At 35.1% G+C, this 13,992-nt stretch carries 14 protein-coding genes; 11 read left to right on the forward strand and 3 right to left on the reverse strand.

Annotated elements, in window-relative coordinates:
* Nucleotides 1-21: 21 nt before the first annotated feature.
* Both M0M57_RS15085 and M0M57_RS15090 read right to left on the reverse strand, forming a co-directional pair.
* Complete coding sequence (locus tag M0M57_RS15085; protein ID WP_248433918.1) at nt 22-525, reverse strand: hypothetical protein; 504 nt, start codon at nt 523-525, stop codon at nt 22-24.
* A 47-nt stretch (nt 526-572) separates the two neighbouring features.
* On the reverse strand, nt 573-1,598 hold the full coding sequence (locus M0M57_RS15090; protein WP_248433919.1) for a threonine aldolase family protein: 1,026 nt from the start codon (nt 1,596-1,598) through the stop codon (nt 573-575).
* Between the two features lie 131 nt (nt 1,599-1,729).
* Here M0M57_RS15090 and prfB point away from each other — a divergent pair.
* The 11 genes from prfB (at nt 1,730) to M0M57_RS15145 (ending at nt 12,510) form a co-directional block, all read left to right on the forward strand.
* Nucleotides 1,730-2,825 (forward strand): peptide chain release factor 2 gene (gene prfB, locus M0M57_RS15095; RefSeq protein WP_248433921.1). Its coding sequence is split into 2 segments (ribosomal slippage): nt 1,730-1,792 and nt 1,794-2,825, totalling 1,095 coding nucleotides; the frame shifts between segments, so codons are not numbered across the junction.
* Between the two features lie 299 nt (nt 2,826-3,124).
* Nucleotides 3,125-4,114, forward strand: a complete 990-nt coding sequence (gene lpxD, locus M0M57_RS15100; protein ID WP_248433923.1) for a UDP-3-O-(3-hydroxymyristoyl)glucosamine N-acyltransferase — start codon at nt 3,125-3,127, stop codon at nt 4,112-4,114.
* A 65-nt stretch (nt 4,115-4,179) separates the two neighbouring features.
* On the forward strand, nt 4,180-5,808 hold the full coding sequence (locus tag M0M57_RS15105) for an acyl-CoA carboxylase subunit beta (protein ID WP_248433924.1): 1,629 nt from the start codon (nt 4,180-4,182) through the stop codon (nt 5,806-5,808).
* A 30-nt stretch (nt 5,809-5,838) separates the two neighbouring features.
* Nucleotides 5,839-6,486 carry a DUF6000 family protein gene (locus M0M57_RS15110; protein WP_248433925.1) on the forward strand — a complete coding sequence of 216 codons (648 nt, stop codon included), beginning with the start codon at nt 5,839-5,841 and terminating at the stop codon, nt 6,484-6,486.
* A 128-nt stretch (nt 6,487-6,614) separates the two neighbouring features.
* Nucleotides 6,615-7,037 (forward strand): hypothetical protein, encoded by a 423-nt coding sequence (locus tag M0M57_RS15115; protein ID WP_248433927.1) that lies wholly within the window; start codon nt 6,615-6,617, stop codon nt 7,035-7,037.
* Nucleotides 7,038-7,086: 49 nt separating this feature from the next.
* On the forward strand, nt 7,087-7,668 hold the full coding sequence (locus tag M0M57_RS15120) for a hypothetical protein (RefSeq protein ID WP_248433929.1): 582 nt from the start codon (nt 7,087-7,089) through the stop codon (nt 7,666-7,668).
* Between the two features lie 92 nt (nt 7,669-7,760).
* Entirely contained in the window at nt 7,761-9,431 is a 1,671-nt protein-coding gene (locus M0M57_RS15125) for an RluA family pseudouridine synthase (protein ID WP_248433931.1), read from the forward strand.
* 108 nt (nt 9,432-9,539) lie between these two features.
* A complete protein-coding gene (locus tag M0M57_RS15130; RefSeq protein ID WP_248433932.1) occupies nt 9,540-10,283 on the forward strand; it encodes an abortive infection system antitoxin AbiGi family protein in 744 nt (247 codons plus the stop codon).
* A gap of 364 nt (nt 10,284-10,647) precedes the next feature.
* Complete coding sequence (locus tag M0M57_RS15135) at nt 10,648-11,097, forward strand: hypothetical protein (RefSeq protein WP_248433934.1); 450 nt, start codon at nt 10,648-10,650, stop codon at nt 11,095-11,097.
* Nucleotides 11,098-11,238: 141 nt separating this feature from the next.
* Nucleotides 11,239-11,631 carry a hypothetical protein gene (locus M0M57_RS15140; protein WP_248433936.1) on the forward strand — a complete coding sequence of 131 codons (393 nt, stop codon included), beginning with the start codon at nt 11,239-11,241 and terminating at the stop codon, nt 11,629-11,631.
* A gap of 378 nt (nt 11,632-12,009) precedes the next feature.
* The gene (locus M0M57_RS15145; protein WP_248433938.1) at nt 12,010-12,510 is read left to right on the forward strand and encodes a hypothetical protein; all 501 of its coding nucleotides are present in this window, start codon (nt 12,010-12,012) and stop codon (nt 12,508-12,510) included.
* A gap of 85 nt (nt 12,511-12,595) precedes the next feature.
* On the opposite strand, the gene M0M57_RS15150 is transcribed toward M0M57_RS15145, so the two are convergent.
* Entirely contained in the window at nt 12,596-13,939 is a 1,344-nt protein-coding gene (locus M0M57_RS15150) for a DEAD/DEAH box helicase (protein ID WP_248433940.1), read from the reverse strand.
* Nucleotides 13,940-13,992: the final 53 nt, after the last annotated feature.

Genomic DNA, 13,992 nt, shown 5'->3' on the forward strand with positions numbered 1-13,992 from the left:
AAAATTAATTTTAGGTTTTATTTATCCTTTTAAACTCTTTTTAATTGTTCTTTTTAATTTTCTATTATTACTTTTTAAAACTACAACACCACAAGTTGCAGAAGTACCAAACACTGAAACTGCCTTATCACCTTCAATTATTTCAATCGAATCGATAGAGATACTATTAAAATAGTTAAGAATTATACTGTTTTTTGGATATTGATTTAAGTCAATTAACCTAGTACTATTTTTTTGAGTTAATACAAAAATAATTTTGCATTTTGCTCCCTTTTTAATACCATCGGACACATCTTCTCCTTCATCAACTTTAATTACAATTCTTTCTGAAATATCTGGTTTTGAAACAATTGAGTCAGATTTAATTTTTTCAATAATCTTCTTAATTTTTTCTTCTTTAGAATTAATTTGTTTCAATTCATTAATCCATTCTAAATTCTTTCTTTTAGAAACTAGTGAATCAATATTTTGTCCAATGCATAAGAAAGAAAAAAATAGCGTGCTAAGTAGAGATATTGTTTTCATTTTATTTCTGACGTTTTATAAATTTGAAAAAGATTCATTAATTCCCACTAAAAAACCATTTTCTCCAAAGCCTCCAACACATACGTGTGCATCACTTCCTTATAATCCAAATGCGTCACCATTCGCAATTTCCCTTTTCCTAACGAACTAATGGCAATATTTCTTTGCTTCAGTTTTTCAATTACATCTGCATCTGCAATGGTTGGCTTAACCGAAAAAATAACAATATTCGTCTCCACTTCTTCCACAGATTGCACCCAATTCACTTTCAAAAGGGCTTTGCCTAATTCTTTTGCTCTTCGGTGATCTTCTGTTAACCGTTCTATATTGTGCTCCAAAGCATAAATTGCTGCAGCAGCTAAATAGCCGGCTTGCCGCATACCGCCTCCAAAAATCTTTCTAATTCGCATCACTTTTTGATAATCCTTTTCACTCATCAACAAAACCGAACCAATTGGTGCTCCCATTCCTTTAGAAAAGCAAACCGAAACAGTGTCAAACAGTTGTCCATATTCTAACGGATCTTGGTTTTTGGCAACCAAAGCATTCCACAAACGAGCACCATCCAAATGATATTTTAAACCATGTTTATCACACACTTTTTTAATTTCTACCAAATCCTGCATTTCATAACACGCTCCACCACCTTTGTTTGTTGTATTTTCCAACGAAACCAATGTCGTTAACGGACTATGATAAAAATCCGGCGGATTAATCGCTTCTTCAACTTGCTCCGCTGTAATCATCCCACGATTTCCTTCCAACAATCGGCACGAAACACCGCTGTTGAACGAAACTCCTCCTCCTTCATAATTAAAAATATGAGCATATTTATCGGCAATCAATTGCTCACCCGGCTGCGTGTGTAATTTTATCGCAGCTTGATTCGCCATCGTTCCACTCGGAAAAAACAAAGCCTTTTCCATTCCAAAAAATGCTGCCGTATAAGCCTCTAATTCATTCACTGTTGGATCTTGCTTAAATACATCATCGCCCACTTTTGCATTAAACATAGCACTTAACATTTCAGGGCTTGGCTTGGTAACTGTATCGCTTACTAAATTTATTTCCATTTAATTTTAAATTTTTTATTTCATTCAAGTAGGGAAAGGTCGTGACCTGTCCCTACGCAATTATTAATTTTCACCATTAGGACAAATCACAACTTGTTCCTACATTTGCAAAAAACAAAACTACAATAATTATGACAAATACCGAACAAATAAAAGGTATTGTAGAGCGTCTTGGTGCGTTGAGGAGGTATCTTTGACATCGATAAAAAATTAATCGAGATCACCAACGAAGAAGAAAAAACGTTCGATCCAAACTTTTGGAACAATCCCAAAGAAGCAGAAATAGTAGTCCGTGACCTTCGATCCAAGAAAAAATGGGTAGAAGATTACCAAAAAGGTATTGGCTTAGTCGAAGAACTTCAAATGGTTTTTGAATTCTTCAAAGACGGCGATGCCACCGAAGAAGAAGTAGATGCTATTTACGAACAAACCAACACCTTAGTCGAAAACCTGGAATTCAAAAATATGCTTTCAGACGAAGGCGACAATTTGAGTGCCGTGTTGCAAATTACTGCCGGAGCCGGTGGTACAGAAAGTTGCGATTGGGCTTCGATGCTGATGCGTATGTACCTGATGTGGGCCGAAAAAGAAGGCTACAAAATCAAAGAACTCAACTTTCAAGAAGGCGACGTAGCCGGAATAAAAACCGTTACATTAGAAATTGAAGGCGAATATGCTTTTGGTTACCTAAAAGGAGAAAATGGCGTACACCGTTTAGTGCGAATTTCTCCGTTTGATAGTAATGCCAAACGCCACACTTCCTTTGCTTCCGTCTATGTTTATCCATTAGTCGATGACACGATTGAAATTGAAATCAATCCTGCCGATTTAGAAATTATCACTTCTCGATCAAGTGGTGCCGGTGGTCAAAATGTGAATAAAGTGGAAACAAAAGTGCAGTTGTTTCACAAACCAACCGGAATTCAGATTCAGTGTTCCGAAACGCGTTCGCAACAAGACAACCGTCAACGAGCGATGCAAATGTTACGTTCACAATTGTATGAAATTGAACTCAAAAAACAAATGGCTCAACGGGCCGACATTGAAGCCGGAAAAATGAAAATCGAATGGGGTTCGCAAATCAGAAATTATGTAATGCATCCGTATAAATTAGTTAAAGATGTTCGTTCCGGACACGAATCCAGCGACGTGGAAGGCGTTATGAATGGCGATATTGATGCCTTTTTGAAAGCCTATTTAATGATGATGGGACAAAAAGAAGAATAAGCAATTTACATTTTACAATAATAGAATAACCTGTCTTTTTAGATGGGTTATTTTTTTTTTAAACCACATAGAAACATAGTAAAAATAGAACCCAACTCTTGGCTTCACATAGCTATGTTTTTCTAAAACTGAGTGAAACGCCTTTCAGTGTAAAAAACTATGTCTCTATGTGGTTTAAAATTTATAATAGCAAAAAACAAGTTAAACATATTTATTTTGTGAAATTTACAATCAAACACACTTAAATTTGGTTTTTATTACTTTAAAGCATTATTTTTAGAAAAAATATCAACTATAATATGAAAACATGCACTTTGCAAGAAATTAATGCCGTTTTGAACGGAACAATAGTAGGAAACACTTCACACTCAATTGAAGCTCCTGAGCAAATTGAAAGAGCAAAAGAAAACCACATTACGTTTATCGGTAATAAAAAATATGAAAAATTTTGGGCAGATTCAAATGCTTCAATCGCAGTAGTGAATGAAGATATTTCAATTGAACCCGGCGATAATAAAGCGTTCATCAAAGTAAAAAATGCCGAATTAGCGATGTCACAAGTATTGGAATTCTTTGCTCCGCCTCCACCCTATTTTGAATATGCTATTCACCCAACTGCTGCCATTCACAGTTCAGCAAAAATCGGCGAAGGAACGCGAATTGGTGCTCATACCTATATCGGTAAAGACGTTGTCATCGGAAAAAACACAATCATTTATGCCAATGTTTCCGTCTTAGACGAATCCACCGTCGGAAATGAAACGATTATTTGGAACGGTGCTGTCGTTCGCGAACGTTGTCACGTAGGTTCGCACTGCATTCTTCATCCAAATTCTACCATTGGTGCGGATGGATTTGGATTCCGACCTTGTCCCGAGAGAGGTTTGGTAAAAGTACCCCAAATCGGAAATGTAATCCTAGGAAATTGGGTCGAAATCGGTGCCAATTCCTGCGTTGATCGTGCCAAATTCAGTTCTACAATTCTTGGCGATGGTTGCAAAATTGATAATTTAGTTCAAATCGGTCATAATAGTATTCTCGGTCGTTTTTGCATTATGGCAGGAAACAGCGGTTTAGCAGGTTCTGTCACATTGGGAGATGGCGTAATCATTGGCGGAAGTGCTTCCATCAAAGACCACGTAACCATTGGTTCAGGTGCAATCGTTGGAGCAGGTTCTGGTGTTGCCGCCGATGTTCCGGCCGGAAAAACGATGCTCGGTTATCCTGCCGTAGAAGCTCGTGATGCCTTAAAACAATGGGCTGTTTTAAAAAGATTGGCTAAAAATTAAATCATTCAGCTTTTTAAATCTCAAACGTTTTCGTAATTTCGCACACAACAAAATTTATATTCTTTATGGACATTAACTTCAACAAAAACGAAGATCACAATAAACTCATATTAGCCGAATTAAAAAGACGTTTCGCCATTATCAAATTAGGTGGCGGCGAAAAAAGAATTGCCAAACTACACGCCGAAGGCAAAATGACTGCACGTGAACGCATCGATTATTTGTTGGATGAGAAAGCCAAAAGCATCGAAATCGGCGGATTTGTCGGTGACGGAATGTATGCCGAACACGGTGGTTGTCCGTCCGGAGGTGTGGTCGTAAAAATCGGTTACATCAAAGGAAAGCAATGTATCGTGGTGGCAAATGATGCAACTGTGAAAGCCGGAGCTTGGTTTCCCATCACCGGGAAAAAGAATTTACGTGCTCAGGAAATTGCCATCGAAAACCGTTTACCAATTATTTATTTGGTAGATAGTGCGGGAGTTTATCTTCCACTGCAAGACGAAATTTTCCCCGATAAAGAACATTTCGGACGCATTTTTAGAAACAACGCCATTATGAGTAGTATGGGAATTACCCAAATTGCTGCCGTGATGGGAAGTTGCGTTGCCGGTGGTGCATACTTACCGATTATGAGCGACGAAGCAATGATTGTCGATAAAACCGGAAGTATCTTTTTGGCAGGAAGTTATTTAGTAAAAGCCGCCATTGGCGAAAATATTGATAATGAAACCTTAGGCGGAGCCACAACGCACTGCGAAATTTCAGGCGTGACCGATTACAAAGCCAAAGATGATAAGGATGCGTTGGATAGAATCAAAAGCATTGTAAGCAAAATTGGCGATTATGACAAAGCCGGTTTCAATCGCGTAAAAGCAGAAAAACCTGCATTAAAAGAAAGTGATATTTATGGAATTGTTCCGAAATCCAGATCCGATCAATACGATATGATGGAAGTCATCAAGCGTTTAGTTGATAATTCAGAAATGGATATGTATAAAGACGGTTACGGTCAATCCATCATCACTTGTTATGCTCGAATAGATGGTTGGGCGGTTGGAATCGTAGCTAATCAGCGAACGGTTTCCAAAACAAAAAAAGGCGAAATTCAGTTTGGCGGTGTGATTTATTCCGATTCGGCAGACAAAGCGACTCGTTTTATTGCGAATTGTAATCAGAAAAAAATTCCGTTGGTTTTCCTTCAGGATGTAACCGGATTTATGGTGGGAAGCAAATCAGAACACGGCGGAATCATTAAAGATGGTGCCAAAATGGTCAATGCGGTTTCCAATTCAGTTGTGCCTAAATTCACAGTTGTCATAGGAAATTCCTACGGAGCAGGAAATTATGCGATGTGCGGAAAAGCATACGATCCACGTTTAATTTTTGCTTGGCCAAGTGCCGAATTAGCCGTAATGGGCGGAACACAAGCCGCAAAAGTATTAGCTCAAATTGAAGCCTCATCCCTAAAAGCCAAAGGTGAAGTGGTTGACGAAGCCAAAGAAAAAGAATTATTCGATAAAATTAAAGCCCGTTACGATGAGCAAGTTTCCCCCTACTACGCCGCTTCCCGTTTATGGACCGATGCCATCATCGACCCACTCGAAACCCGAACGTGGATTTCAATGGGAATTGAAGCCGCTAACCACGCTCCGATTGAAAAGAAATTTAATTTGGGAGTGATTCAGGTGTGATAATTTTAAAAATTACATTGATATTATTTTATGAATCATAATGATTTAGAGAATATAAAACTTCACATAGCAGGTGCTACAGTTCGAAACACACCTCCTTTTGATAACTTAAAACCTTTTAAAAATAGTTTTGAATTATCAAAAGATTTTCTTGATAAGTGGGTTATACCTTTTTACATGAAAATTGGTAGTACAGATTCAGATTGGTTAAATCAATTGACAATACTAAAAAGCGAAATTACCACTGATATCATCGAAAAAAATTTAGGTGACTTCAACTGGCGTACAAGGCAAACTGGTGCTTTCTTTTCTGCTGTTACAAATCAAACACAGTATATTGATATTATTGGAATACATCTTTTGAAAAGTGAAGTATGCTATGCCGGCAGTGTTTACTGTCAAGTACTAGCCTCATTTAATTTACCAAAATGTGTTGACTATTTAAATATTTATCTTGATTATTACTTAACAAAACCCGATTTATGGTTTGATCAAAGAGATGCTTTAGAAGCAATATGTTATTTGGATAAATTAAACTCAACACATTATTTCGATAAGCATTTAGAAAACTGGGGCGAATTTTTAAAAAATAAACCACATTGGGAAAAAGAAATTTCAACTGACAAACTAGAGAACCAAATTAATTTTATAGAAAGTATAAGAAAATTTGCAGGGTAATTTTAAGAATTTTAATTTACAAGATTAAAAATAGCTTGTCATTTTCCCTAACTTATAAACCAATGTTCAGATTAAATAGGAATTTAATTGGTATAAATTTTGATTCTGAAATTTAAAAATCAATTCAGATGAAACAATTTCTACTTTTACTCATTACCTCTTTTTCATTAAGCCTATCAGCTCAAAACGAAGAATATGCCGGAAATTATTTTCTTTTTAATGAAACAGAAAAAGGAGAAATCCTAGACTATAAACTCGAATTGAGTAATAACGGAACATTTCAATTTATCAGTTATAGAAAAGATATTAGTAAAAACGAATACCATCATTATAGCAAAGGGACATGGACTGTTAGCAATAAAGTGATTCACTTTACAACAGAAAACATCGATTTAGAAGATAAAAAGTCTTTAAACTTCAGTGGCACAACGGCAAGAGTTTTTAAAAAATCACCAAGGGATAAGTCGGATGTAATTAAACCAACATTTCTTCAATTTTATAAATCAAAAATTCCCTGGATTGAAAACTTAAAAATTTCTAAGAAAGAATAAAATCAATTCAACCAAAACAATTTTAAAAAAATATAATTGAAACCAACTTATGAAAATTGTTTTAGTACTAATTATATTTCTGATAAACTCACCTTCTTGGTGTCAAAATGATGTGCTTGAATTTAGTTCAATAAAATTTTTAGAAAATTTTTCAGCAACTGATTTAAAAAAATTGGTAAAAGTTGATAATTTATCGAACAAAGATTTTTTCTTCATTAAAACATACAAAGAAAACGACGGACTATTTTTTGTAAAGAAAGAAAACGAAAAATGGTTCGTTTATGATTTTGAATTATCTCTTAATTTCGGTCCAAATACTCATCTAACTACGATAACCAAAGAAAGCAATCGCTTTTTAAGTATCGAATTATCTCGTTCTCCCTCAGGAACATGTTCTAGTTTGTATAGAAGTATTTGTTTATTTGATATCACTAAAAACCAGTATATCAGCTTCTTTAATTTTAACGAGTTTGATTGCAATGATGGGAAAAGCCAAAACTGTAAAGCTACATTTCAACTAAAAGATAATCTTTTGGTAATCAAAAGTTCAAAAACAAAAGATGACGGGCTAAGTTGTATTGAAAGCGGAACCTATCGTTATGAAAACAATAAATTTGTGAAAACGAAATAACGTTACGACCTCAATCTTTTTGCTAAAATTTCAAAGAAGGAAAAAAACCCAAAACGAACAAAATTCCGATTTCCTTTTATAGCTTTGCAGCGATGAAAAACCACTCACATTTTATCGCTTTCAAACAAAACATTTCCGGTATTCATTTACCTCAAAAATTCACTTTTCCGTTTTACTACGAACCGCATGAATTGAGTAAAATAGCGGCTTCCGAATTGCAAGACTATCTGCAAACCCAAACCGATTGGGAACACAATTTCGGTTTCCAAGAAGGACAAAAAGGCTTAGTAATCGGAAAGATGTTTGGCGTTTTAGTCGTGCAAAATCAAGCAGGAGAAATCGGTTATTTAGCCGCATTCTCTGGTAAATTAGCAGATAGCAACGAGCACCAACACTTTGTTCCACCCGTTTTTGATATGCTAAAACAAGACGGTTTTTTTAAACAAGAAGAAAAAATCCTAAACGAATACAACCGCAAAATTGAAGCGTTAGAAAACCATGCAGATTTCATCTCTTATCAAAATGAACTCGCTTCTACCCTTTTGAATGCCGAAAAAGACAAAACCGAAAAGAAAGAACTCAGCAAACAAAACAAAATCATTCGTGATGAAATTCGGATTAAAGCAGAACGCGAACTAGATTTTGAATCCTATAAAAGCATACAAAAAAGGTTGAGCAAAGAAAGCCAGTTAGAAAGCATTCAACTCAAGCAAATGAATCATTTTTGGAAAGAAGAAATCGCCAAAGCCCAACAAAAAGTCAACGATTTTCAATCCAAAATCAATCAATTAAAAGAAGAACGCAAAGCGAAGTCAGCGGCGTTGCAACAAAAATTATTTCAGCAGTATTCCTTTTTAAATCAAAACGGAGAAACCAAAAGTTTAGGAACCATTTTTGAAGACAATCCTCCGGCAAGTGCGGGCGAATGTGCCGCTCCCAAATTGTTGCAGTATGCGTTTGCTCATCAACTCAAACCCATTGCGTTGGCAGAATTCTGGTGGGGACAATCGCCCAAATCCGAAATCCGCAAACACGGTCATTTTTATCCCGCTTGCACCGGGAAATGCAAACCCATTTTGGCTCATATGTTAGACGGAATGGCATTAGACGACAATCCCCTCTTGCAAAATCCGGCAGAAAACAAAGAATTAACCTTTTTATACGACGACGACTATTTGTCGGTCGTGCATAAACCGGCGGAGTTTCTATCCGTTCCCGGAAAAACGATACAGGATTCGGTGTACAGTCGCTACAAAGAAAAATTTCCCGAAGCAACAGGTCCGTTGATTGTGCATCGCTTGGATATGTCAACTTCCGGCATTTTGGTGATGGCAAAAAGCACCGAAATCTATTTGAATTTACAAGCTCAGTTTATGAAACGAACGGTGCAAAAACGCTATGTTGCCTTACTTTCCGGAAAAATCGAGCAAGACAGTGGCGAAATCAATTTGCCGTTGCGAGTCGATTTAGACAACCGCCCCAATCAGTTGGTGTGTTACCAACACGGCAAACCCGCCAAAACGCAATGGAAAGTCATCGAACGACGAGCAAACACCACGTTGATACACTTTTTCCCCATCACGGGACGCACGCACCAGTTGCGAGTGCACGCCGCCCATCCTGAAGGTTTAAACACACCCATTGTTGGCGATGATCTCTACGGCACCAAAGCCGACCGCCTGTATTTGCACGCAGAAGCCATACGGTTTTGGCATCCGGTTTTGGGGAAGGAGATTGAGATTTTGGATGGGGTTGGGTTTTAGGTATTTAGTTGATAAAAACTTAGTTCATTTTTGAAAAGGTTAAAAAGTTGTATATATTTGAGGATATTTACTAGTTGTAAACAATTATTAACACCTTACATAAAAATTATGTCTTTAAGTTCAAATTGTATTATACATTTTACAAAAACAAGTGATGCTTTAAAAGGAATTTTACAAGATAACTTTAAAGTAAAATACTGTTTAGAAAATATAAAACTAATAACAGAATTAAATTATGCTGCTCCGATGGTTAGTTTTTGTGACATACCTTTGTCGCAAATTAAAGACCATATTGGTAAATACGGTGCTTATGGCATTGGATTAACAAAAGAATGGGCACAGAAAAATAAACTCAATCCCGTAGTTTATTTACAGTCTGATTCTTTTTTAAGTAAAAGTATTGACGAAAGTTATCGAGCTATTGCTTTAACTGAAGGATTTGATTGGGATAGTGCTACAGACACTCAAAAACATCTGTTAAATGTATTGAGATATGTCAAAAATTACGAGGCTGATTTATCAAGGGGAGGCGAGGTTATTAAAGACTATAGATTTTCTGATGAAAGAGAATGGAGATTTACACCAGAATATCATGATTGTAAAGAAATAGCTATAAATCCTACATTTTATAAAAGTGAAGAAGACAAACAAAAAATTAATGATGCTATTGTTCACCTTAGGCTTGAATTTGAACCAAACGATATCAAATACATAATTATTGAAAGAGAATCTGAAATTTCAGAATTTGTAGAGATTCTGAAGAAATCGAAAGGAAATAAATATACCTATAATGATGTTGAGCGATTAATGACTAGAATTATTACATCCGAACAAATAAAAACCGACTTATAAATAAATGCTTACAACAGCTAGAATTTAGTTGGTCTTGGAAAGCCAAAATTGAAACAACCACTCACCCTACTAAATTAAGACAATACCTTTTTATAGTTTCTGAAATACTCTACCCCACTCCCCAAAATGTTCATTAATTGCTCATATTTGTATAATTGAAAATTCTTAAAAAAATAATTGGTTACCTTATTTTATCCGCTCCGCAAAGTCTCCCGACTTTGCGGAAACAAATACCTTCGATCCCCAAAGTGTATATTAATTTCTCATATTTTAATAATTGAAAATTCTTAAAAGCATAATTATTTATCTTATTTTAATCGCTAGTTTATTACTAATTGCGTTCACTATTTTTATTGGTTCATGTATGGGAGATAAAGACTCACAAGTTTCCAATATTCAAACCGAAAGTAAATTGAATAAACGAATTTTATATGTTTATGAATTTGATTCTTTAAAAAGGAAGATGGAATATGAATTGGAAATTAAGGTAATTGATAGTATAACCATTTATAAGTATCACAGTCTTGCAGATTCTACCCGGAATACGTCATTTCGTTTCAATAAAGCAAAGTCAGATTTATACTTTGTTTTTGATAAATTCAATCTAACTGATTTTAATTACTATCAAACAACTTTATTTAAGTTTGACAAATATGAAATGTCTGAACCGGTTGTGGATGGTGCAAGCCCCATTTTATTCAACAAAAATTATGGTATTTTAGCTTGGGATAATGGTTGGGGTAATCAATTTTATTTTGTAGCTGAAGAAATTAAAGATGAAATTAAATTGCCTATTTTATGGCCAAGACACTAGCTCCCCTAAGTCTTCTTTGATAGCACCTACTCTGCAAATAGCGATTTTTAATCAGAAAAATAGCTTTCGATTTTTGTGAGAAGTTGAAAAAGTTATAATTTTTTTTATAATTACGAGTCAGCACTAATTTTATAGCAAAACATGATGAAGTACTATATAACTTTTTTTATTTTTATATCATTTGTATTCTCAACATTTGGTCAGACAAATGAATTTACTAAAATTAAACTTGTTGACTTTTCGAATGTTGAATTACCACCAAAGTGTGGGCGTGAGCCATTTGGTGTAACTTTAAAATTTGAACTGCTTGAAAATTTAGATTCAATTAACAAGGGAGGAAATATTTTAGTAAAAATTCTATGTCCAAGTGATATTGGAGTGGAAAATTATATAGATAATAGTCGCTTTAAATTTTTAAAATACTCAGACAAAGAAGAAATAAAAATACTTGTTGATGAGTGGATTGTTTGGAACGTTTATGAAAATGAAAATTCACCAACTTTTTGGGCTATAAAAATTGAAAATTTAGAATAAAATCCCCTAAGTCTTCTTTGACAGCACGAAGCTCTGCATTCTATGACTTCGCTACATGCTCTATGAATAGCGGAGATTCCTACGGAATGACAAGATTGGGTGGAAACTGTAACTGAAAACTGCAAATTGATCACTGCTGCCCTAGCCCCGATTGCAATGAAAAGCCTTGTGAAGGATTGTTGTGTTTTTTCTTGGCAAAAAAACAACAAGACAAACAAGCTTGGAATGAAAAGCGGGATTAGCTTCTGATAATTGCTCACAGAAAACACAAAAAGCAAGGAAATTGGGTTGAGATGAAATTTTTTCATTCTAACTTATTGCTATATTTGTTTCGTTTTAAAAAATTTAAACCTTAAAAAAAACTTTTAATCGGAAATCATGAGAAAAGTAATTTACATTTTTATTCTATTGTTTAGTTTGAGTAGTTTTAGTCAGGAAGTATTTGACTACGAATTTGATGATAACGTAACCATTCAAGTGTTGGAAGATACTGAAGAAGGCGAAATTGCAGGTGGAAAATATGTAAAAGGTACCTATAAAAATGAAATTGTGATTTTTATGAGTTCCGATAAAGGAATGGATAAAATGAGCAATAGTGATGAAGCCGGCTTGATGAAGTTTTTTCAGGGCGTGAAAGACGGTGCTCTAAAATCCAGCAAAGGAACGCTGCTGAGTGAAGAAGTTGTTATGATTCAGGACAACAAAGCATTTAAGTTTTCTTATACTTTAACTATGAATGGTAAAAAAAATAGAGTGGATACGTATGCTTTTATTTATAAAAATATATCGTATTCTCTTCAATTTGTGAACAACGAGAAAGGGTTTGAAAAAGGGAATGATTTAAGGACACAAATTTTGGAGTCGATTGTGTTGAAGTAGTTTTTTAAACGCTTCGCCTTTTTAATGTATTACGGATCTGCTTGCCAGCAGGCAGGTTAAACGGATTTGCTAAAGCGTTGTTTTTTTACTCTTCTCGTTTAATAACTTTTCTCGCAACTTCAATTTTAAACTTCTTCCCTTTCATCTTTTTATCTTTGATAAGGTGTAATAAGTCTTTTACTTTGGATGATTTTACAGCTGCAAAAGAAATAAAATCCTTTACTTCCAACAAGCCGATATCGTCTTTTTGAAGTTGTCCGACTTGAGAAAAGAAACCAACAATATCCATTTTGTTTAGCTTATTTTTCTTTCCGCCACTAATGTAAATAGTTTGAAATTTAGGTGGTTTTGGGAGTTTTACATCTGAAGAAATCGAAAAGACGTTCATATTATAATCCAAATACTCCACTTTTTTTTCACTTTCGTGTAAAAGAATATAAGCCGTTCCTGCATGCAACATACGAGCTGTTCGTCCATTTCTGTGAATGAATTCGTCTTCTTTTGCAGGCAAATGATAATGAATGACATGCTTCATCTCCGGAATATCTAAACCTCTGGCTGCCAAATCGGTTGTGATAAGATAATTTACACTTCCATTTCGAAATTGAATCAAAGCTCGTTCACGCTCATCTTGATCCATTCCACCATGATAATAAGTAGAATAAATGCCGCGTTCATTCAACAATTCACTGACACGTTCTGCCGCATCACGATGATTGCAAAAAATCAAAGCCGCTTCAGAATTTAACGAACATATCAACTGAAATAAAGTTGGTAATTTATCTTTTTCCTTTGATTTAACTAATGTAATAGCAAGCTTCGCCTTTTCTTCATTGTCCGGAATAAAATCTAAAATCGTGGGATGATTTACACCGGTATATTTTGGGATTTCGATGCCGGAAGTCGCTGAAACCAAAATTCGCTTATTGACTTTTGGAAGTTTACTAATGATAAATTTCATCTCTTCATGAAAACCCAATTGAAGCGATTTATCAAACTCGTCTAAAATGAACGTTGAAATAGCTGTTGTTTTAAACGTTATACGTTCAATATGGTCTGCAATTCTACCTGGAGTTCCAATTAAAATAGCCGGCGGTTCACTTAAATTTTTCAATTCTGTTTCGATGGAATGTCCACCATAACAAACATTCACTTTAAAACCTGTCGCCATTTTTTTCCAAACTTGTTCAATTTGAAGTGCTAGTTCGCGAGATGGAACAATAATCAAACATTGAACTTGACGCAAATCATCTTCGAGTAAACTCACCAACGGAAGCAAAAAAGCTAATGTTTTTCCGGAACCTGTTGGCGAAAGCAATAAAATATTAGGACTCGTAGAAATAGCTTCCAAAGCTACTTCCTGCATTTCATTGAGTTGCTCAATGCCTAAATTGATGAGAACATTGTTTGAATGAGGATTTTTTATCATGTCGCAAAGATAGGAATTTTGGACGGCCAAAGAAGTAATCGATAGGAGTAAAA

Origin of the sequence: Flavobacterium azooxidireducens, from assembly GCF_023195775.1 — a bacterium.
GTDB lineage: Bacteria > Bacteroidota > Bacteroidia > Flavobacteriales > Flavobacteriaceae > Flavobacterium > Flavobacterium azooxidireducens.